Annotated in this window: 20 protein-coding genes; 11 read left to right on the top strand and 9 right to left on the bottom strand. The window is 60.8% G+C overall.

The annotated features are described in order from the left end of the window. Positions 1-28: 28 nt before the first annotated feature. The 4 genes from BHC62_RS13710 (at position 29) to BHC62_RS13695 (ending at position 3,278) form a co-directional block, all read left to right on the top strand. Positions 29-634: a DUF2796 domain-containing protein gene (locus BHC62_RS13710; protein ID WP_070995301.1), complete on the top strand. Its 606-nt coding sequence runs from the start codon at positions 29-31 to the stop codon at positions 632-634. Positions 635-770: 136 nt separating this feature from the next. Next, positions 771-1,481 carry an ABC transporter ATP-binding protein gene (locus BHC62_RS13705; RefSeq protein WP_029299421.1) on the top strand — a complete coding sequence of 237 codons (711 nt, stop codon included), beginning with the start codon at positions 771-773 and terminating at the stop codon, positions 1,479-1,481. A gap of 1 nt (position 1,482) precedes the next feature. After that, entirely contained in the window at positions 1,483-2,748 is a 1,266-nt protein-coding gene (locus tag BHC62_RS13700) for an ABC transporter permease (RefSeq protein WP_070995300.1), read from the top strand. An 11-nt stretch (positions 2,749-2,759) separates the two neighbouring features. Then, positions 2,760-3,278 (top strand): DUF3299 domain-containing protein, encoded by a 519-nt coding sequence (locus BHC62_RS13695; protein ID WP_070995299.1) that lies wholly within the window; start codon positions 2,760-2,762, stop codon positions 3,276-3,278. Positions 3,279-3,345: 67 nt separating this feature from the next. On the opposite strand, the gene BHC62_RS13690 is transcribed toward BHC62_RS13695, so the two are convergent. Together BHC62_RS13690 and BHC62_RS13685 are read right to left on the bottom strand one after the other, a co-directional pair. Beyond that, entirely contained in the window at positions 3,346-3,735 is a 390-nt protein-coding gene (locus BHC62_RS13690; protein ID WP_070995298.1) for a hypothetical protein, read from the bottom strand. Continuing rightward, a complete protein-coding gene (locus BHC62_RS13685) occupies positions 3,732-5,132 on the bottom strand; it encodes a PAAR domain-containing protein (protein ID WP_070995297.1) in 1,401 nt (466 codons plus the stop codon). The genes BHC62_RS13690 and BHC62_RS13685 overlap by 4 nt, the downstream gene beginning before the upstream one ends. 324 nt (positions 5,133-5,456) lie before the next feature. Here BHC62_RS13685 and BHC62_RS13680 point away from each other — a divergent pair, with 324 nt between their 5' ends. Further along, the gene (locus tag BHC62_RS13680; RefSeq protein ID WP_070995296.1) at positions 5,457-6,155 is read left to right on the top strand and encodes an OmpW family protein; all 699 of its coding nucleotides are present in this window, start codon (positions 5,457-5,459) and stop codon (positions 6,153-6,155) included. Between the two features lie 167 nt (positions 6,156-6,322). On the opposite strand, the gene BHC62_RS13675 is transcribed toward BHC62_RS13680, so the two are convergent. Further along, complete coding sequence (locus BHC62_RS13675; protein ID WP_070995295.1) at positions 6,323-7,207, bottom strand: sugar nucleotide-binding protein; 885 nt, start codon at positions 7,205-7,207, stop codon at positions 6,323-6,325. Positions 7,208-7,441: 234 nt separating this feature from the next. Here BHC62_RS13675 and BHC62_RS13670 point away from each other — a divergent pair, with 234 nt between their 5' ends. The 3 genes from BHC62_RS13670 to BHC62_RS13660 are packed head-to-tail and all read left to right on the top strand — an operon-like array spanning position 7,442 to position 10,441. Further along, positions 7,442-8,221: an endonuclease/exonuclease/phosphatase family protein gene (locus BHC62_RS13670; RefSeq protein WP_070995294.1), complete on the top strand. Its 780-nt coding sequence runs from the start codon at positions 7,442-7,444 to the stop codon at positions 8,219-8,221. Beyond that, entirely contained in the window at positions 8,218-9,495 is a 1,278-nt protein-coding gene (clsB, locus tag BHC62_RS13665; protein ID WP_070995293.1) for a cardiolipin synthase ClsB, read from the top strand. The genes BHC62_RS13670 and clsB overlap by 4 nt, the downstream gene beginning before the upstream one ends. After that, entirely contained in the window at positions 9,473-10,441 is a 969-nt protein-coding gene (locus tag BHC62_RS13660) for a lysylphosphatidylglycerol synthase domain-containing protein (protein ID WP_070995292.1), read from the top strand. Before clsB ends, BHC62_RS13660 begins: the two co-directional genes overlap by 23 nt. Before the next feature lie 6 nt (positions 10,442-10,447). Here the strand turns inward: BHC62_RS13660 and BHC62_RS13655 are convergent, their stop codons facing one another. The 3 genes from BHC62_RS13655 to BHC62_RS13645 form a co-directional block, all read right to left on the bottom strand. Continuing rightward, positions 10,448-11,203, bottom strand: coding sequence for a S9 family peptidase (locus BHC62_RS13655; RefSeq protein ID WP_029299412.1), 756 nt, complete (start codon positions 11,201-11,203; stop codon positions 10,448-10,450). Further along, positions 11,193-12,302 (bottom strand): DUF3182 family protein, encoded by a 1,110-nt coding sequence (locus BHC62_RS13650; RefSeq protein WP_070995291.1) that lies wholly within the window; start codon positions 12,300-12,302, stop codon positions 11,193-11,195. Before BHC62_RS13650 ends, BHC62_RS13655 begins: the two co-directional genes overlap by 11 nt. Positions 12,303-12,521: 219 nt before the next feature. Further along, positions 12,522-13,505: a GlxA family transcriptional regulator gene (locus BHC62_RS13645; protein ID WP_029299410.1), complete on the bottom strand. Its 984-nt coding sequence runs from the start codon at positions 13,503-13,505 to the stop codon at positions 12,522-12,524. A 96-nt stretch (positions 13,506-13,601) separates the two neighbouring features. Between BHC62_RS13645 and BHC62_RS13640 the strand changes: the two genes are divergently transcribed. Continuing rightward, the gene (locus BHC62_RS13640; protein ID WP_029299409.1) at positions 13,602-14,150 is read left to right on the top strand and encodes a cysteine hydrolase family protein; all 549 of its coding nucleotides are present in this window, start codon (positions 13,602-13,604) and stop codon (positions 14,148-14,150) included. A 10-nt stretch (positions 14,151-14,160) separates the two neighbouring features. Here the strand turns inward: BHC62_RS13640 and tam are convergent, their stop codons facing one another. Continuing rightward, positions 14,161-14,922, bottom strand: a complete 762-nt coding sequence (gene tam, locus BHC62_RS13635) for a trans-aconitate 2-methyltransferase (RefSeq protein ID WP_070995290.1) — start codon at positions 14,920-14,922, stop codon at positions 14,161-14,163. 329 nt (positions 14,923-15,251) lie between these two features. Between tam and BHC62_RS13630 the strand changes: the two genes are divergently transcribed. Beyond that, a complete protein-coding gene (locus BHC62_RS13630) occupies positions 15,252-16,076 on the top strand; it encodes an alpha/beta fold hydrolase (protein ID WP_029299407.1) in 825 nt (274 codons plus the stop codon). Between the two features lie 79 nt (positions 16,077-16,155). Here BHC62_RS13630 and BHC62_RS13625 read toward each other — a convergent pair whose 3' ends face one another. Together BHC62_RS13625 and BHC62_RS13620 are read right to left on the bottom strand one after the other, a co-directional pair. Next, on the bottom strand, positions 16,156-16,671 hold the full coding sequence (locus BHC62_RS13625; protein ID WP_017849542.1) for a single-stranded DNA-binding protein: 516 nt from the start codon (positions 16,669-16,671) through the stop codon (positions 16,156-16,158). Between the two features lie 9 nt (positions 16,672-16,680). Next, the gene (locus tag BHC62_RS13620) at positions 16,681-18,075 is read right to left on the bottom strand and encodes an MFS transporter (protein ID WP_029299405.1); all 1,395 of its coding nucleotides are present in this window, start codon (positions 18,073-18,075) and stop codon (positions 16,681-16,683) included. Positions 18,076-18,255: 180 nt separating this feature from the next. On the opposite strand from BHC62_RS13620, the gene uvrA reads away from it, so the two are divergent. Further along, positions 18,256-21,090 carry an excinuclease ABC subunit UvrA gene (gene uvrA, locus BHC62_RS13615; protein ID WP_029299403.1) on the top strand — a complete coding sequence of 945 codons (2,835 nt, stop codon included), beginning with the start codon at positions 18,256-18,258 and terminating at the stop codon, positions 21,088-21,090. Positions 21,091-21,105: the final 15 nt, after the last annotated feature.

The following is a 21,105-nucleotide window of genomic DNA, read 5'->3' as shown; positions in this document are numbered from 1 at the left end:
ATATTCATTCACGCCCGGGAGTTTTTCTATGCGCCGCCTGTTGCTCGCTTTGCCGTTTGCCCTGTTGCCCCTGGCTGCCCTGGCGGCTGACGAACACGACCACGATCATGACCATGAACACGGCAGCCTTGGCGCCCATGAGCATGGCGTTGCCCGCCTTAACGCGGTGCTCGATGGCAAGGCCCTGGAACTGGAGCTGGAAAGCCCGGCGATGAACCTGGTGGGTTTCGAACACCTGGCCACCACCGATGCAGACAAAGCCAAGGTCGCCGCCGCCCGTAAACAGTTGGAACAACCCTCGGCACTGTTCAGCCTGCCAAAAGCCGCCGGTTGTGTGGTCAGCAGCCAAGAGCTCGAAAGCCCGCTGTTCGGCGACAAGCCAGAAGACGATCATGACCACGCCACCGATGGCAAAGGCGCCGCTGCCCATGACCATGACCATGACCATGACCACAGTGAAATCCACGCCCACTACCAGTTCACCTGCACCAGCCCTGCCGCGCTGAAAAACCTCGACCTGGCGAACCTCTTAAAGACCTTCCCCGCCACCCAGAAAATTCAGGTACAACTGATCGGCCCAAGCGGCCAGCAGGGTGTTGAAACGACGCCTAAGGCTGCGACCCTGAAATTCTGACTACACACGCTCAACTGTAGGAGCTGGCTTGCCTGCGATGGCATCGGCGCGGTGTCGCAGATACACCGCGTAGTTTGCATCGCAGGCAAGCCAGCTCCTACAGGTGACCGCGCTCTGCAGGTGATACTGAGTTCCCATGACCCAAGCACTGATCGAACTGTCCGACCTGGGCTTTAACTGGCCCGGGCACCCCCAGTTGCTGGATATCCCGGCGTTTCGCCTGGAGCCTGGGGAAACCCTATTTCTCAAGGGTCCCAGCGGTAGCGGCAAGACCACCCTGCTAGGCCTGTTGGGCGGCGTGCAGAAACCCACGCGTGGCAGCATTCGCTTGCTCGGCCAGGAACTGACCGAACTGTCGGCCGGCGCCCGTGATCGGTTTCGGGTCGACCACACCGGCTACATCTTCCAGCAGTTCAACCTGCTGCCGTTTCTCTCGGTACGCGAGAACGTTGAACTGCCTTGCCATTTCTCCAAGCTGCGCGCGCAACGCGCGACCCAGCGGCATGGCAGCATCGATCAAGCCGCCGCGACCTTGCTCGCGCACCTGGGCCTCAAGGATGAGGGCTTGCTGGAACGCCGCGCCGACTCGCTGTCCATCGGCCAGCAACAACGGGTCGCCGCCGCCCGCGCACTGATCGGCCAACCGGAACTGGTGATCGCCGACGAGCCGACGTCGGCCCTGGACCACGATGCACGGGAAGCCTTCCTTCAATTGTTGTTCGCCGAATGCCGCGAGGCGGGCGCCAGCCTGTTGTTCGTCAGCCATGACCAGAGCCTGGCTTCGCTGTTCGACCGCAACCTGTCGTTGGCCGAACTCAATCGCGCCGCCACGCCGCTCGAGGTTTGAGATGTATTTGTTCCGTCTAGCCATGGCCAGCCTGGCAAACCGCCGCTTTACCGCGATCCTCACCGCCTTCGCCATCGCCCTGTCGGTGTGCCTGCTATTGGCGGTCGAGCGTGTGCGTACCGAGGCGCGCGCCAGCTTTGCCAGCACCATCAGCGGCACCGACCTGATCGTCGGCGCCCGCTCCGGCTCGGTCAACCTGCTGCTGTACTCGGTATTTCGCATCGGCAACGCCACCAACAACATCCGCTGGGACAGCTTCGAGCACTTCGCCGCCAACCCGCAGGTGAAATGGGCGATCCCCATGTCCCTGGGCGACTCCCATCGCGGTTACCGAGTGATGGGCACTACCGACGCCTACTTCGAACACTACCAATACGGGCGCAGGCAGAACCTGCAACTGGCCAGCGGCCGCGCCTTTGCCACTGACCCTTTTGAAGTGGTACTCGGCGCCGAAGTGGCTGACGCGCTGCATTACAAACTCGGTGACAAGCTGGTGCTCGCCCACGGCGTGGCGGTGGTCAGCCTGGTCAAGCACGATGACAAACCCTTCACCGTGGTTGGCATTCTGCAACGCACCGGCACCCCGGTGGACCGCACGCTGCATATCAGCCTGGGCGGCATGGAAGCGATCCATATCGACTGGCACAACGGCGTGCCGGCCCAGGGCAAGGGCCGGATCAGTGCCGACCAGGCGCGCAATATGGACCTCACGCCCCAAGCCATCACCGCGTTTATGCTGGGCTTGAACAACAAGATTTCGACCTTCACCCTGCAACGCCAGATCAACGAGTTCCGTGGCGAGCCGATGCTGGCGATCCTGCCGGGCGTGGCCTTGCAAGAGCTGTGGAGCATGATGGGCACTGCGGAAAAGGCGTTGTTCGTGATCTCGCTGTTTGTGGTGCTGACCGGGTTGATCGGCATGCTCACGGCGATCCTCACCAGCCTCAATGAGCGGCGCCGCGAAATGGCGATCCTGCGTTCCGTGGGGGCGCGGCCCTGGCATATTGCGAGCCTGCTGATTTTCGAGGCCTTCGCCCTGGCCCTGGCCGGCGTGGTGGCGGGGGTTGGCCTGCTGTATGTGTGTATTGCGGCGTCCCGTGGCTATTTGCAGGCCAATTACGGGCTGGACCTGCCGCTGGCGCTGCCCAGCCCGTATGAATGGACGCTGCTCGCCGGTATTCTGGGCGCCGCCCTGCTGATGGGCAGCGTGCCGGCCTGGCGCGCCTATCGCCAATCCTTGGCCGATGGCCTGTCGATCCGTTTATGAGGAAGGCTTTGATGCGTCATGCCCTGCTTGCGCTGTTATTGATGATCGCCCTGCCCGCCTGGGCCGCCGAGCCTCGGGATTTGTCGTGGCAGGAAATGATTCCACCGGACGCTCCGGTGGAGGTGCCGAATATGACGCCGCTGCACGACCTGTCGAACATGGCCGACGCCCTGTCAGCAGAGGCCGCACCAGCGGCCAAGCAGGATTTGCCCAACGCGCCGGTGGTCGCAACCCTCAACGACCAGCACATCCGCCTGCCGGGCTATATCGTGCCGCTGGAGGTCAGCGAAGAAGGCCGCACCACTGAGTTCCTGCTGGTACCGTACTTCGGCGCCTGCATCCATGTGCCGCCGCCGCCGTCGAACCAGATTGTGCATGTACGCAGTGAGATCGGCGTGAAGCTGGAGGAGTTGTACCAGCCGTACTGGATCGAGGGGCAGATGCAGGTAAAACCGTCTACCAGCGAACTGGCGGATGCGGGCTATCAGATGGAAGCCGAGAAGATCTACGTCTACGAGATGGCGGAATAAAGCTATATTCAAGAGCACCGAAAAGCCAATGTGGGGCTGGCTTGCCTGCTCCCACACAAGATCTGCGCTACCTGAATTTCACCAGCAGGGCGACAACCACCATCAAAACGAGAGAAGTGAACACTATCGTCATATTGATGATCAGAAGACGTTTTAGATAAGGTGGGAAGTTTTCAAGATCCACAGGGTTTACATCACCCATGTGGATGTACGCTTTCGGCCATACCACCATCCCGCAGATTTTTGCCATCTCCAAGAGAGACCAGATCACCCCTCGTTTCCCCAGCCTCGGCCCCGAAAGATAAATATAACGGCTGTTCTTCAAGGCCTCCTTCAAAGCGTCCAAGTGAAAATGGCTAAGGTATAGGCTGAATGCTGGCCCAACTGCGGCAAGTAGGCCTGAACCACCTGTAACGAAGATCGCAAGCCATGGCGACCATGTGTCGATACTCGTCATGGTTGTGTAACTTCGTAAAGTTTTTCACCCATGTGTTCGCCCACCAAACCACCGACAGTCGTCCCTCCCCATGCGCCAGTCCCTACCAAGGCCACGACACAAACAACGCCCCCTATACCTGTAGAAACGCCAAGTGCCACACAAACCGGGCCACTGAGAATTCGGCCTGCCCACCCACCCGCAGTGCCACCGAAAGTGGACAACCCAAACTTCCCCCCTTCGGTAAACTTGACCTTTTCACAAGCCCCCCCAGACTCGTTGCTACATACCTCCTGTATAGCCAGCAACGACGACACACCACCAATTCCAATCCCGATATACCCTCCCGCCTTCATATACTGGGCCGCCCGGCTGGTCGCTTCGACATGACTGGCATAACCCGGAATCTGCCCCGGCGCGCCGGCCTTGCTCCAGTGGTGCACCAGGCTTCGACTGGAAATGCCCAATGCCGCTTTCAACTTGGGATGGTCGCCCAGACTTGTCTGGCCCCGCAGCCGGGTGGAGTTCAGCAGATGAGCATCCAGCTGGGCCATCAGGTATCGGCGATCGGCAAAGAATTGCGGTGATTTGAGGTGACCGTGCCGACGATAACTTTCCTGATGCAACCGTTCCATGTCCTGCAGGGTTTCGCGCATTCTGGCCAGATGCGTTTCCATCACCACGGTACTGACGCCCAGCCAGGTTGAGGTCTGCCCGGTAAAACTGGCGATTTCAGCCGCGTGACGCAGTCGGAACTCAGCCTCGTCCGACGTCAGTGGAGCCAGGGACTCGTTGACCTGTTGGGCAGCCTGCATCAATCGCGCTTCCTGATAGGTGCAGGCAGTGTTGCTGGGATCGCTCAGTACGATCATCGAGCCGGCCTTGACCTCGCCCATATCAGGGTTGAGCGCCCTGAACCTGCGCATCACGATAGGGTCGGGCCGGGGGAAAAGTGTGGCCTCCAGAGCTTCGCGAACCATATGTTTGGGCGCAATGTAGAAGCCAGGCTCCTGGCCCGATATCGCTGACGTTGGATTGCCCGGCGGTGTAAGCGCGGCTTGAAGCGGCACTGTCGGGCGCTGGACGAGCGTTGAGTGAGCCGGTTCAGCGGCTCGACTGATCGCTCGCGATGCAGCGCCATTATTGCCGTAGATCGCCGTCGTCACTGTGGGGATCAACTGTGCTTTGCACGGGCAACCGCTGTGGCTATCCAACGTGCCCGCCATCAGCCGGCCATGACTGTTCATGTGCGAGATGCCACCAACAATCCGATAGGTTTTCCCGTCCTTGCCACAGGTGACTCGATCACCTTCACAAGCATGCAGGAGGCCGTACCAGTTGACTCTTGGATCACCCTCCAGAACTTCGCCACCGCAGGTGGTTTTGTCGCCCAGGCCGATGAAATGACCCTTTTCCATGTGCATTCCTTTTCTTACGTCCCAGCGAACGCAAACACCGTGAGGTGTGTTGACTCATGAGCAAATAGGATGGCGCCTATCTGGCGTGAGAAAAGGATATTGGTGAACAACCCAAGACCAAACAACTGCCTGTTCGGCTAGTTTTTTAAAAAGCGAACCTTCCGACAGCCATTCAGGACTACCAGTAGGAAAGTCCATCTTCAGGAGCCCGCTTATTCACTGCAATTGCAGTGATCACGGTTTCATTGAGCTGAGTCAAAGGCTCACGCGTAACGATCTTTACCATTGGACACAGCCAACTAAAAACGTCCTTTGGAGCCACCCATGCATAAGTCACTGCTCAGCGCTTCCCTCTTCGCGCTTGCACTCGCCGCCCCTCTCGCCCACGCTCACGAAGCTGGCGACATCCTCGTTCGCGCCGGTGCCATCACCGTTAACCCGAAGGCCGATAGCGGCAGCGTCAAGGTTGACCAGGGCCCATTGGCCGGCACCAACCTGGGTGGCAAGGCGACCATGAGCAGCGACACGCAACTGGGCCTCAACTTCGCCTACATGCTGACCAACCACGTCGGTATCGAACTGCTGGCCGCCACGCCGTTCGAGCATGATGTGAAGCTCAAGAACACCGCCCTCGGCGCCGCCAACGGCAAGCTCGGTACCCTCAAGCACCTGCCGCCTACCCTGAGCGTCGTGTACTACCCGCTGGACAGCAAATCGGCGTTCCAGCCTTACGTCGGTGCCGGTATCAACTACACCTGGATCTACGACGAACACGTTGGTAGCCGCGCCCAGGGCGAAGGCTTCAGCAACTTCAAGGCCGAGAACTCCTGGGGCTGGGCCGCGCAGATCGGCGCGGACTACATGATCAATGACAAGTGGATGATCAACGGCCAGGTGCGCTACATCGATATCAGCACCAAAGCCACCGTCGACAACAACGCCCTGGCGGCGGGCACTCGTGCCAAGGTCAATGTGGACGTGGATCCGATGGTCTACATGGTCGGTATCGGCTACAAGTTCTAAGCTAGGTTAAACAAACGCTACACAACAATGTGGGAGCCCGGCTTGTGTAGGAGCTGGCTTGCCTGCGATGCATCGCCTCGGTGTCTTTGAAAGACCGAGGTGTGTGCATCGCAGGCAAGCCAGTTCCGGCACAGGACGGGCTCCCACATTTTTTTGTGTTCAGTCAGCTAGTTATGCCGGTAGAAGCGATCGAGTAGCGCCGGCAGTCCCGCGCGCCACGCCCGGGGCTTGATGCCAAACGTGTGCAGGATCTTCTTGCAGGCCAGCACCGCATGTTGCGGTTCGTCGGCGGCGTCTGGCCGGGCGGCGTGGGCTTGGGCGGTTGGCGCTTCGACCGCCAGCGCATGGAAATTGCGCGCTTCGGTGAGGATCGCCTGGCCAAGGGCCACAGGGGTGGTCGCCTCTTGCCCGGCGTAATGGTAGGTGCCCCACAACGGCGCCGCACAATCGAGTTGCTTGAGCACCGAGATAATCACCCGTGCCGCATCGTCCACCGTCGTCGGGTTGCCCCGTCGATCATCGGCCAGCAACAACTCCTCGGACTTCTCGGCACGCGCCAGGAAGCGCCCAAGCGCACCGTCGACACTGTCATCGAGCAACCAGCCAAAGCGCAGCAGCACATGTTGCGGGCAGGTAGCACGCACACTCTGCTCAATGCGCCATAGCGCCTGGCCGCGCAGGCCCAGGGGCACCGGCTCGTCTTTTTCGCTGTAGGCCGTGGCGCGCGAGCCATCGAACACTCGGTAGCTGGACGGTTGCAGCAGCGTGATGTTGTGGTGTTGGCACAGCTGCGCCAGGCGCTCGACGGCAGATTCCTGCCCGGCCAGACGGGCCTCGTTCACGCTCTCGGCCTGGAACCAGTCGAAATAGTAGGCGAGGTTGATCAAGGCATCGGGACGGGTGTCGTCGAGCAATTGGGTAAGACTGGCGGCATCCCAGCCGTCTTGGGGCGGGCGCGGGGCGAGGAAACCGATATCTTCCTCCGCACCGAGGCGAATCAGCGCCTGCCCGAGGGCATTCCCGCCGCCCAGTAACATAAGGCGCATTCGCATAAATTGAGCAGGCCCGGTCTGTTTGGAACGATGGCTATTGTCGACAGGCGTTGATGCCGTGCCGTTGGTATTTGCCAGAATCGTTGCATTTTGCGGGTTTGTAGCGCAACCGTCACTTACTAAGTGGCGTTAGGACAGCGCGCCGTTTGTAGGATCGTCGAAACTTTCGCGCGAGCACCACAGTCAGCCATTAACGAACGGAGGCCACTGCCCCGCCAACCCACGGGAGCCACCATGGCTGTGATTCCAGAATGGGTGCCTGTCACGCCCACTGCTGCCATCACCCGCTTCAAGGTGCTGACAGTCAATACCCACAAGGGCTTCACTGCCCTCAATCGACGCTTCATCCTGCCGGAATTGCGCGAAGCGGTGCGGGGTGTCGCAGCGGATGTGGTGTTCTTGCAGGAGGTGCATGGCACCCATGAGCACCACCCCCGGCGCTACAGCAACTGGCCGAGCATGCCGCAGTATGAGTTTCTCGCCGACAGTATCTGGCCGCAGTTCGCCTACGGGCGCAACGCGGTGTATCCCCATGGCGACCACGGCAACGCGTTGCTGTCGAAATTCCAGATCATTCGCTATGACAACCTCGATATCTCCCAGAGCGGCCACGAAAGCCGCGGGCTGCTGCATTGCGTGCTACGCCTGCCCGGCACCGGCCAGGAGGTGCACGCCATTTGCGTGCACCTGGGGCTGCGCGAGGTGCATCGCCAACAACAGCTCAAATTGCTGGCCCAGCGGGTGGCCGAGATCCCCGGCGCCGCGCCGCTGATCGTCGCCGGTGACTTCAATGACTGGCGCCAGCAGGCCGATCTGAGCCACAGCGGCCTGCAGGAAGTGTTTGTGCAGGCCCATGGCAAACCGGCGCGTACGTTTCCGGCGCGCCTGCCCTTGCTGCCGCTGGACCGCATTTACGTGCGCAACCTCAAGGTCCATCACGCGCAAGTGCTGACGGCCCGACCCTGGTCGCACTTGTCCGATCACGCACCACTGTCGGTGGAGATTGAGTTATGAACGGCGCCGTGGAACACATCGCCACCGATCAGCCACCCGATGACGCCAGAGCCAGGGACCCGGACTACGGCTGGCAACCCGGCAACCAGGTGCAACTGCTGGAAAACGGCGAGGCGTACTTCCCCAAGGTCTTCGAGGCTCTGCGCCAGGCTCGCCAGGAAATCCTCCTGGAGACATTCATTCTGTTCGAAGACAAGGTCGGCCATGAACTGCACCGGATTCTGATCGAGGCCGCCCAGCGTGGGGTGAAGGTAGTGGTCAGTCTTGATGGCTTTGGCTGCGGCGAACTGAGCCCCGGGTTTCTCGGCGAGTTGTCCCAGGCCGGGGTCACGGTGCAGATGTTCGACCCGGCGCCCAAGACCCTGGGGTTTCGCACCAACTGGTTTCGCCGCCTGCACCGCAAGATCGTGGTCGTGGACGCTGAGGTGGGGTTTATCGGCGGGATCAATTTTTCTGCAGACCATCTGGCGGACTTCGGCCCCGAGGCCAAGCAGGATTATGCGGTGCAGGTGATCGGGCCGGCCGTGGCGGACCTGCATCACTTTGCCCTGGCGCAAAGTGGCCGCCCGGTGCGCACGCGGCGCGGTTGGCGACGGCGCCAGCAACCGTCCTGGGCGGCCGACGACGGCGAAGGCCTGGTACGCCTGATCTACCGCGACAATCTGCAACACCGCAGCGATATCGAAGAGGCCTACCTGCACGCCCTGCGCCACGCCCGCCAGCGCGTGGTGATCGCCAACGCTTACTTCTTTCCCGGTTACCGCCTGCTGCGGGAACTGCGCAATGCCGCCCGGCGCGGTGTGCAGGTGCAGTTGATCATGCAGGGCCAGCCCGATGTGCTGCTGGCCAAGCTGGCGGCGCGCATGCTCTACGACTATCTGCTCAAGGAAGGCGTGGTGATCCACGAGTATTGCCAGCGCCCCCTGCACGGCAAGGTGGCCCTGGTGGATGAGGCGTGGAGCACCGTGGGCTCGAGCAACCTCGACCCGTTGAGCCTGTCACTGAACCTGGAGGCCAACGTGCTGATTCGTGACCGGGAGTTCAATCAACACTTGTTCGAGCGCCTGGAAGACTTGAGCCGCAACCACTGCAAGACCATGCCGGAAAACCGCACCCCGCGCGGCTGGTTGTGGCGGGTGACCGTGGGGTTTGTGGTGTTCCATGTACTGCGGCACTTCCCGGCCTGGACCGGCTGGCTACCCGCACACAAACCGCGCTTGAAGCCCTTCGTGCATGCCGGGAGCCAGGACCATGAGCCAAGCCCACACAGCTGATGCGCGCGCCCATGCGTTCAAACGCTGGAAGAAGCCGCTGACCGTCGCCTTCTTCCTGTTGCTGATCGTGCTCTTTACCCTGCTCGCGCGGCGTATCGACTGGAGCGAAGTATTTGCCACCCTCAGCGACTTCAAGCTACGCACTTTGTGGATCGCGGCCGGGCTGACGCTGTGCAGTTTCCTGGTGTATGCGTGCTTTGACCTGATCGGGCGGACCTACATCCGCCAGCCCTTGCGCTGGAAGCAGATCCTGCCGGTGGGCATCATCAGTTACGCGTTCAACCTCAACCTCAGCGCCTGGGTCGGCGGGATTGCCATGCGCTACCGGCTGTATTCGCGGCTGGGAGTCAGCAACGCCAATATCGCGAAAATCCTTGGCTTGAGCCTGGCCACCAATTGGTTTGGCTATATGGCCATCGCCGGGGCGGTGTTCAGCAGCGGCCTGGTGACGATGCCGCCGGGCTGGAAACTCAGTAGCGGCGCCCTGCAAGGTGTTGGCGTATTGCTGGTATTGGCGAGCCTCGGCTATCTGGCTGCCTGTCAGTTCTCCAGGAAACGCGCCTGGTCGATTCGCGGGATCGAGATCAACCTGCCGTCGCTGCGCATGGCATGCCTGCAACTGGCCCTCGGTGCGTTGAACTGGTCGCTGATGGCGGCGGTGATCTTTACCTTGCTGCCGGCCAAGCTCGACTACCCGCTGGTGCTGGGGGTGTTGCTGATCAGCGCGATTGCCGGTGTGGTGACGCATATTCCGGCCGGCCTGGGCGTGTTGGAGGCGGTGTTTATCGCCCTGCTGCAACATGAAGCCTCACGGGGCAGCCTGCTCGCCGGATTGATTGCCTACCGGGCGATCTATTTTATCTTGCCGTTGCTGATCGCCCTGGTGATGTACCTCGCCGTAGAGGCGAAGGCCAAGGCTTTGCGGGTGAAGAAAACACCCGCGTAAAACCCGTCATTGGGATTGAATGATGCTCAACCGCTCGCCCACCACCATCTCGGTGATCCAGTCCACCAGGATCGAGGTATAGGCCTGCTGGGACACCGGGTCGCTCAATGAGTGGTCGCCACCGTCGATGATCCGATGCGTCAGCGAATGGGTCTGCTGGCAGGCAGCGCGGTAGCTCATGATGGTGGCATGGGGCACGTGGTCGTCGGTTTCCGACTCGACGATCAACACATCCCCGGTAAAGGCAGCACAGGCGTGCAGTGCGCGATTGGTTTCGGCGTGCACCAGCGTGCTGCGGTAATCCATCAGGTCGGCTTTATCCAGGTCACGCTTGGGGGTGTGCCATTGCTGGTCGCGGTACAGCGCCGGCACGCGCAGTGCCAGCCAGCGCACCGGGCGCAGGGAGGTGAGGATCGCTGCCAGGTACCCCCCGTAGCTGGTGCCCACCACCGCCACCGCCGAGGTGTCGATGGCCGGGTGCGCCAGCAGGCGATCATAGGCCGCGAGCAAGTCCCGCAGGTTGTCCTCCCGGGTGACTCGCGACAAGGGAATGCCATTGCCAGCATGCCCGCGCAGATCAAAGGTCAGGCACACACAACCGAGGCCGGCGATGCCCTTGGCCCGCTCCAGGTCGCGCTCTTGGCTACCGCCCCAGCCGTGCACAAACAACACCCCGGGCACTTTTGACTTGGGACTGAGAAAGGTCCCGCTCATCTGTTCATCGTCGATATCAATGGTGATGGTTTCGCTTCTAGCCGTCATAGGGTTGGACCGTTACGTACTTGAGAAGAAAGTCGCTGTTTTCTGCCGGGCCGCGATAGATCTCGATGGCATTGGCGGGCAATGGCTGGTCGATATAGGTCTCCACGGACGATACGCGAATCGCACGCAGGCCGGGATCGTTGATAAAGCTCTGCAACGCCGCGACCTCCGCGCTGCTGGCGCCGCCCATGCGCCAGGACTGCTCCAACACACCACTGCGCTGCGTACCTTGGCTGTCCAGGCCCTGGGCAATGTCGTAATTGCGCCGCGAGGCATAAAAACCAGGATAGGCCTCATCGGCGGCGTTATCGAAGACTTGTGCCTGCTCAATGGCCAGGCGCACATCCTCGCCAAGCGACAGGGTCAGCAGCTCTTCGTAGTACCCCGGCACCACCAGCAGGTTGGAGCCACCGTAGACGGCTTCGCCCTGCCCGTCCTGGGTCAGGTATTGCTCGCCGCAGTAACTGAACACCCGCCCGCCAATAAAGCTTTGGCCGACGCTGTGAGTCACCACATCTTGTAGGTCTTGTTCCAGCACCACAACTTGGGCGAACAGGTCTGCCACATCGGCGCGGGCCAGGATTGCGTCGAATTGCTTGAGGCTGTCGACCACCTCTTGGCCCCGACCAGCGCAGGCATGCACCGGCTTCAGGCGGATCGGCCCGAGTTCCAGCAACTGCATGGCGGCCGCGCGAGCATCTTGCACGGCAAACACGCTCAGGCCGTCGAGCACCACGGCGCGTACCCGCTCGGCAAACAGCGGCGACCAGCCCTCGGGCGCCACCGCGTCAGGGCCATGCAGGCCGTGGGTAATGGCTTTGGTGCAGATGAAATCATGGTCAACGTAACCGCCCCACAAGTCCTCCGGGCCCTTTACGCCCAGGCTCAATGCCTGGGCCGGGCCGACTAGTGTCTGGGTGGGCAGCAGGTACAGGTCCGCCTGGGCGTGCTGGTCGACGCTGTAGCTACCGCCGTAGTCGAGCCCGAGGATTTGCGCCAGCCAGCGAGCGAGGGCGCGGTTGGTTTCCACTTCATGAAGGGGCGCGTCGGGCCGGATCGAGTGGGCCACCACGATTTTTTTACGGTTGGTCGGGGTCATGCGTCCCCCTTGGGCAAGGCTTGCAGGTGTGTAGCACTAGGGTTGCAGGGTTCAGGCCAAGCTACGCTCGGGGCAAAAGGTTGGCAGATCAAGCGGTTAGCGGGAAGGAGATGGCATTTGGCCTGCCTCATTCTGCACGAAGCGTGATCAAGGGTCCGGCGTTCTGCACGATGCAGGGCCTGGCAGCGAGCAAAAATGTGGGAGCGGGGTGTCCGGTCGTCAGGCGGGGGCTTTTACCCCGAATCGGTTGCGGTAATCGCTGGGCGCAAGGCCGGTGATTTTTTTGAAGATTGCGCGAAAGGCGCTGGGGTCTTGATAACCCACGGTCCAGGCGATGTGGTCAATGGTGGTATTGGTAAATTCAAGCATCTGCCGCGCTTTGCCGACCCGCAGGTGCTGGCAGTATTCGGTGGGTTTGAGGCCGGTGGCAGTGCGAAAACGGCGCAGGAAAGTGCGTTCTTCCAGGCCGGCTGCCTGCGCCATTGCCGCAAGCGAAACATCCACCGCCCCGCTGGCTTGCAAGGCGTGCTGGACCTTGAGGATCGCCCCATCACCATGGCTCAGGATCGGTGCAAAATTGCTGCCGCACTGGCTTGCGCTGTCACTGTGTTCAATCACCAGAAAACGCGCGGTGCCGGCCGCGATGCTCGGGCCCATGAGGCGGTCGACCAGGCGCAGGCCCAGTTCGGACCAGGCCATCAGCCCGGCGGTGGTAATCAGGTCGCCATCATCGACGATAGGTTTGTCGGCCTCCAAGCGCACCGCGGGAAAACGACTGGCAAAGGTGCTGGCCGAAGACCAGTGGGTGGTGGCGCTGCGCCCATCGAGCAAGCCGCTGCGCGCCAGCATGATCGAACCGATGCACACGCCTCCCAGCACCGTGCCGGCTGCATGTTGCTCGCGCAGCCACTGCAACAGCCGGGGCGGCGCCTGTTCTTCGCAGAATTCACCAATCGAGGGCGGTACCAGCACCGCCATCAAAGGTTGTTCGGGCCCAGGCAAGCTGTCGAAAGCCCGAACAGGAGTACCATCGCTATCAACCTGCCAATGGCTGATACGCAACACGGGCAACTGCTCGGCCTGATGCTCGGCGGCGATGCGGTTGGCGACCCCAAACAGGTCGGTCAAACCGTGTACAGCAGCCATCTGCGCACCGCTGTAAATCAGCACGCCAAGCTCGACGATCGAGCGTTCCAGAGCCATTGTCAGTTTTCCCCCTGTTATTGTCGGTGCAGCCAATCCCTGAGCCTCGCGCCAGCCACGATACTGGACGCATCAACCCATCACGAGAAAATACTCATGGCCAAGCAAGCACTTATCCTAATTGATATCCAGAACGACTACTTCCCCCAGGGCAAATGGCCACTGGTTGGTGTCGAGGCTGCCGCAGACAAGGCACGACAGCTGCTCCAGGCGTTCCGCCAGGCAGGTGATGCGGTGATCCATGTGCGCCATGAGTTCACTTCCGACGACGCCCCCTTCTTCACGCCTGGCTCCGAAGGCGCGCACTTGCATCCCAAGGTGCTGAACGAGAATGACGAACCGGTGGTGCTCAAGCATTTTGTGAATGCGTTTCGCCAAACCAACCTGCGCGAGGTGCTGGAACAGCGCAGCATCACCGACCTGGTGGTGGTGGGCAGCATGAGCCATATGTGCATCGACGCCGTGGTTCGGGCGGCGGCGGACTATGGCTACACCGTTACCGTGATCCACGATGCCTGTGCCACCCGTGACCTGGAATTCAATGGCAAGACTGTTGCGGCGGCCCAGGTGCATGAGGCCTACATGGCGTCGCTGGCATTTGCCTATGCCAGCGTGGTTTCGGCGGACGAGTTCCTCAAGGCCTGAAAGCTGACTGTCAGCGCGTGGCGATAATGAACAGGCGTGGAAACGGCAGCAACACTGTGCCATCGGCCAGGGCCGGGTAAGCCTCGCGGATGCGCGCCAGATAGGCGTCAAGGAAGGCGCCTTGCTCGGCCTCATCCAGCAACGCCAGGAATGGCCGCAGGCCCGTGCCCTTGAACCACTCCACCACCGCCTCATGGCCGCTGAGCGGGTGGTAATAAGTGGTGTGCCATACATCCACGGCACTGCAATGCTTGCTCAGCAATTCAAAGTAGTAACTCGCCGGGTGACGCGCTTCATGTTTGACCGCGCCGATCTTGCCCGCCCACGGCCCTTGCGCTGCCACTTCACGGGCCAGGCGATGGGCGGGTTCGTTGAGGTTGTCCGGGGTTTGCACCGCCAGCGTACCGCCCGGTGCCAGTTGCGCCACCAGGTGCAGGTAGAGGCTGGCGTGGTCGGGCACCCACTGCAGCGAGGCGTTGGCAAGGATCACATCGAACTGTTGCGCAGGCTGCCAGGCGCCGATATCGGCCTGCTCAAAGCGCAGCGCCGGCAAGCGTTTGCGGGCATCGGCCAACATGTCGTCGGAGCTGTCCATGCCACAGACTTGCGCTCGCGGGAACCTCTGGGCCAACACTTGCGTGGAGTTGCCAGGCCCACACCCCAGGTCGACGGCGGTACGCACCTCGGTATTGGGTATGGCCGCCACTAGGTCGTGGACGGGGCGGGTACGCTGCTGTTCAAACAACGTGTATTGCTTGGCTGACCAGGTCATCACGGCGTTCCTACTTTTTTGTCGGTGGGCACAGCCTAAATCTTGTGAGCCACGAGGACAAACTCCAGGGTTGGTGGCGCAGGCAATGGCGCCATTGCATCTGGCAACGTGCCTTCACGGGTTAAAGCGGTTTTGAGCGCGGGTGATTAGCGCAGCATTGAAAGCTGCTTATCTTCCCGGCGCGACACTCGCGAAATCGGACTAACCTTATTTTCGACCAGCCTAGGTGCGACCTTTGAAATGGTCACGAATAAAAGGGGCCAGCGTAGTGTCCACGGACGATTTTTCTGGCTATCGCAGCCACATCAATACGTCATTGGAGCTATGCCATGGCTTATCTTAAAACACGTGAAGGCAACGATATTTTTTACAAAGATTGGGGTAGCGGCCAACCCGTAATGTTTTGCCACGGATGGCCGCTAAACAGCGACAGTTGGGAGTCGCAGATGTTGCATTTCGCCAACAACGGTTTTCGTGCCATTGCGCATGACCGCCGAGGGCACGGCCGCTCAAGCCAGCCCTGGGATGGCAATGACATGGACCACTACGCCGATGACCTGGCCGAACTGATCGAACACCTGGATCTGACCAACCTGATACTTTTCGGGTTTTCTACCGGTGGGGGTGAAGTTGCACGCTACATCGCGCGTCATGGCACTGCTCGTGTAGCAAAGGCGGGGTTGATCTGCTCGGTAACGCCCCTGATGTTGCAGACCCCCAGCAACCCTTACGGCACTCCAATCGAGGTTTTCGATGGGATGCGTGCCAACTCCCTCGCTAATCGCTCGCAGCTGTATCTTGATCTGGCCAGTGGCCCATTCTTCGGATTCAACCGCGCGGGTATCGAACGTTCCCAAGGCTTGATCAATTCGTTCTGGATGCAGGGTGTAATGGGCGGGCACATCAACACCTTCGATAGCATCAAGGCATTTTCAGAGACTGACTTTCGGGAGGACCTGACGCACTTCAGTATGCCGACGCTCATTATCCATGGCAGTGACGATCAAATCGTGCCAATCCGTCCATCGGCACTGGAGAGCCAACGTTTGATTCCACACGCCCTTTTGCAGGTGTATAGCGGCGCACCTCATGGGCTGACCGACACTCACAAGCAGCGAGTTAACGACGATATGTTGAACTTCGCACAGCTTTGAGCTGAATAATGGGCATGAAAAAACCGCGTAGCCTGGTCGGCGGCGCGGTTTTCAATTTGCAGCGTTTGGCTTCGATACCTTAGAACGGGATATCGTCATCAAAGCTGTCGAAGTCAGCGGCCGGCTGCGGTGCTGCCTGCTGTGGCGCTGGACGCGACTCACGCTGTGGCTGCTGGCTTGGCTGCGGACGCGACTGCTGTGGACGCGGCGCCGAGTTGGACATACCGCCCTGGCCCTGTTGGTCGCCCTGTGGACGGCCGCCCAGCAGTTGCATGGTGCCTTGCATGTCGACCACGATTTCGGTGGTGTAACGCTTGATACCGTCTTTTTCCCACTCGCGGGTCTGCAGTTTGCCTTCGATGTAGACCTGCGAACCCTTGCGCAGGTATTCACCGGCGATCTCTGCAACCTTGCCGAACATCGATACACGGTGCCATTCGGTTTTCTCGACCTTCTGGCCGGTCTGCTTGTCGGTCCATTGTTCGCTGGTCGCCAGACTCAGGTTGGTCACGGCGTTACCGTTAGGCAAGTAGCGAACTTCGGGATCCTGGCCGCATGTACCGACCAATATGACTTTGTTAACCCCACGGGCCATAACGTTCTCCTAGGCTGGGCGCGCTGTCGGCACTGGGTTGACCAGTTGCTCGAGCGTCGCGCGATCCAATAGTTCGGTGTCCAATTTGATGTAAATGGCCGCCTCTTCAGCGACCACGACTGCATCTGTTACCCCTACGACGGCCTTCAGGCGCTCTACCAGACCGCTTTCACGGATCGCCTCGGGCGATAGCGGCAAACGCAGACTTGTGACGTAGGGAGGTTCGCGCATGGTAACAGCAAAGACCAGCCAAAGTGCAGCCAGCCCGGCGCATCCGAGGAACACAACCGACAAACCGCCATGCTGGAACATCCAGCCGCCCATGATGCCGCCCAGCGCCGAACCAAGGAACTGACTGGTGGAATACACCCCCATTGCCGTGCCTTTGCCGCCTGCCGGTGAAACTTTACTGATCAGCGAAGGCAGTGACGCCTCCAGCAGGTTGAACGCGGTGAAAAACACCACCGTGCCGATTACCAGTGCCCGTAGGCTGTCGCCGAACTGCCAGAAGAATAGTTCAGTGAGCATCAATGTCGCGACGGCGCCGAGTAAAACTCGTTTCATTTTGCGTTTCTTCTCGCCGTAGATGATGAACGGGATCATGGCGAAGAATGAAATCAACAAGGCGGTGAGGTAGACCCACCAGTGCTGCTCCTTGGGCAACCCGGCTTTTTCCACCAGGGCCAGGGGCAAGGCGACGAAGCTGCACATCAGCATCGCATGCAATACAAAGATACCTAAATCCAGGCGCAGCAGGTCGGGGTGCTTGAGCGTCGGCAGCAATGCTTGCTTTGCCACGCCCGATTCACGGTGCTGCAGCGGCCCGGTGGAGCGCGGCACCATAAAGGCCACGATCACGATCCCGACCAGCGCCATGCCGCCGGTGGCCAGGAACAGGCCGTGCAAGCCGAACGCGCGGGTCAGCAGCGGGCCAACCACCATCGCAACGGCAAACGAAAGACCGATGGTCATGCCAATCATGGCCATGGCCTTGGTGCGATGCTGCTCGCGGGTCAGATCTGACAGCAGCGCCATCACCGCCGCAGAAATCGCCCCGGCACCTTGCAGGATACGTCCGGCGATCACGCCCCAGATCGAATCGGCATTGGCTGCCAGCACGCTGCCCAGGGCGAACACGATCAGCCCCAGGTAGATCACCGGCCGGCGGCCAATGCGGTCGGAAATGATCCCGAACGGAATCTGGAAAATCGCCTGGGTCAGACCATAGGCACCAATCGCCAGGCCAATCAAGGCCGGGGTCGCGCCTGCGAGGTCCATGCCATAGGTCGCCAGTACCGGCAACACCATGAACATGCCCAGCATACGGAAGGCGAACACCAGGGCCAGACCGCTTGCCGCTCGGGTCTCGCCGCTACTCATGCGTTCGCTGTGGGGATCGTGCATGGAAAAACCTCGTGTGAACCGGCGGCGATTCTACCAGTCCCATCGATTGAGAGGGTATATGCGGCGCTTTGCCGCGCAGCTTTCATGTAAGGCTGAAATGGGCAAACTGACAGTGTATATTCATCCAGTCTTTAGCCGTATACTCCTGCATTATTTATACGCCCGCCGTGCGAGGCCATCTTGGACAAGATCCTGATTCGTGGGGCTAGAACCCACAACCTGAAGAACATCGACCTGACCCTGCCCCGGGACAAACTGATTGTCATCACCGGCTTGTCCGGGTCCGGCAAGTCATCGCTGGCGTTCGATACGCTGTATGCCGAAGGCCAGCGTCGTTATGTGGAGTCGCTGTCGGCCTATGCCCGGCAGTTCCTGTCGATGATGGAAAAGCCTGATGTCGACACCATTGAAGGCCTGTCGCCAGCCATTTCCATCGAACAGAAGTCGACTTCTCACAACCCACGCTCCACCGTGGGCACCATCACCGAAATCTACGACTACCTGCGCCTGCTGTACGCACGCGTAGGTATTCCACGCTGCCCGGATCACGATATCCCGCTGGAAGCCCAGACCGTCAGCCAGATGGTTGACCTGGTGCTGGCCCAGCCGGAAGGCGCCAAGCTGATGCTGTTGGCGCCGGTGATCCGCGAGCGCAAGGGCGAACACCTGTCGGTCTTCGAAGAGCTGCGCGCCCAGGGTTTTGTCCGTGCCCGGATCAACGGCAAGCTGTATGAGCTGGACGAAGCACCGAAGCTGGATAAGCAGAAGAAGCACACCATTGATGTGGTGGTCGACCGCTTCAAGGTACGTGCCGACCTGCAGCAACGCCTGGCGGAGTCGTTCGAGACCGCGCTGAAGCTGGCGGACGGTATCGCCCTGGTCGCACCGATGGACGACGAGCCCGGTGAAGAAATCATCTTCTCTGCACGCTTCGCCTGCCCGATCTGCGGCCATGCCATCAGCGAACTGGAACCCAAGCTGTTCTCTTTCAACAATCCGGCCGGCGCCTGCCCGACCTGTGACGGGTTGGGGGTCAAGCAGTTCTTCGATATCAAGCGCCTGGTCAATGGCGACCTGACGCTGGCGGAGGGCGCCATACGCGGCTGGGACCGGCGCAATGTCTACTACTTCCAGATGCTCGGGTCGTTGGCTGCCCACTATAAATTCAGCCTGGAAGTACCGTTCAACGAGCTACCTGCAGAGCAGCAGAAAGTCATCCTGCATGGCAGCGGCTCGCAGAACGTCGATTTCAAATACCTGAATGACCGTGGCGATATCGTCAAGCGCTCCCACCCATTCGAAGGCATCGTGCCCAACCTGGAGCGCCGCTACCGGGAAACCGAGTCGGCCAGCGTGCGCGAGGAACTGGCCAAGTTCCTCAGCACCCAGCCCTGCCCGGATTGCCGTGGCACCCGCTTGCGTCGCGAGGCACGCCACGTATGGGTGGGCGAGAAAACATTGCCCGCAGTGACCAACCTGCCCATCGGTGATGCCTGCGAATACTTCGGTGTATTGAAGCTGACCGGGCGACGCGGCGAGATTGCCGACAAGATCCTCAAGGAGATCCGCGAGCGCCTGCAGTTCCTGGTCAATGTGGGGTTGGATTACCTGTCCCTGGACCGCAGTGCCGACACCCTGTCCGGCGGCGAAGCCCAGCGCATTCGCCTGGCCAGCCAGATCGGTGCAGGCCTGGTGGGCGTGCTGTACATCCTCGACGAGCCTTCAATCGGCCTGCACCAGCGCGACAATGATCGCTTGCTGGGCACGCTCAAGCATCTGCGTGATATCGGCAACACGGTGATTGTGGTCGAGCACGATGAGGATGCCATTCGCCTGGCGGACTATGTGGTCGATATCGGCCCCGGCGCTGGCGTCCATGGCGGGCACATCGTTGCCCAGGGCACGCCAGCCGAAGTCATGGCCCACCCGGACTCCCTGACCGGCAAATACTTGTCTGGCCGGGTCAAAATCGAGGTGCCAGCCAAGCGTACGCCACGCAACAAAAAACAGGCGCTGCACCTCAAGGGCGCGCGCGGCAACAATCTGCGCAATGTCGACCTGGAAATCCCCTTGGGCCTGCTGACCTGCGTCACCGGTGTTTCCGGGTCAGGCAAATCCACGCTGATCAACAACACCCTGTTCCCCCTCAGCGCCACGGCGTTGAACGGCGCCACCACCCTGGAAGCTGCAGCGCATGACAGCATCAAGGGCCTGGAGCTCCTGGACAAGGTGGTGGATATCGACCAGAGCCCGATTGGTCGCACCCCCCGCTCCAACCCCGCGACCTATACCGGGCTGTTCACGCCGATTCGCGAACTGTTCGCCGGCGTGCCGGAGTCCCGGTCCCGGGGTTATGGACCTGGGCGCTTCTCCTTCAACGTCAAGGGTGGGCGCTGCGAGGCGTGCCAGGGCGACGGCTTGATCAAGGTGGAGATGCACTTCCTACCGGACATCTACGTGCCATGCGATGTGTGCAAGAGTAAGCGCTACAACCGCGAGACCCTGGAGATCAAATACAAGGGCAAGAACATCCATGAAACCCTCGAGATGACCATCGAGGAAGCGCGGGTGTTCTTTGACGCCGTGCCGGCCCTGGCACGCAAGCTTCAGACCCTGATGGACGTGGGCTTGTCGTATATCAAGCTGGGGCAGTCAGCGACAACACTGTCCGGTGGCGAAGCGCAGCGGGTCAAGTTGTCTCGTGAACTCTCCAAGCGCGATACCGGCAAGACCCTGTACATCCTCGACGAGCCGACCACTGGCCTGCACTTCGCGGACATCCAGCAATTGCTCGACGTGCTGCATCGTTTACGTGATCACGGCAACACCGTGGTGGTGATCGAGCACAACCTGGATGTGATCAAGACGGCCGACTGGCTGGTGGACCTTGGGCCGGAAGGTGGCTCCAAGGGCGGGCAGATAATTGCAGTGGGCACGCCGGAGCAGGTTTCCGAGATGCCGCAATCCCATACTGGCTACTATCTGAAGCCGCTGCTGGCGCGCGACCGGGCCTGATTGCCAGGCCCAACA

Source organism: Pseudomonas sp. 06C 126 (genome assembly GCF_001855215.1).
GTDB classification, from domain to species: Bacteria; Pseudomonadota; Gammaproteobacteria; order Pseudomonadales; family Pseudomonadaceae; genus Aquipseudomonas; species Aquipseudomonas proteolytica.
Note: the sequence above shows the minus strand (reverse complement) of the source record. Positions and strands in the feature narration are given on the sequence as shown.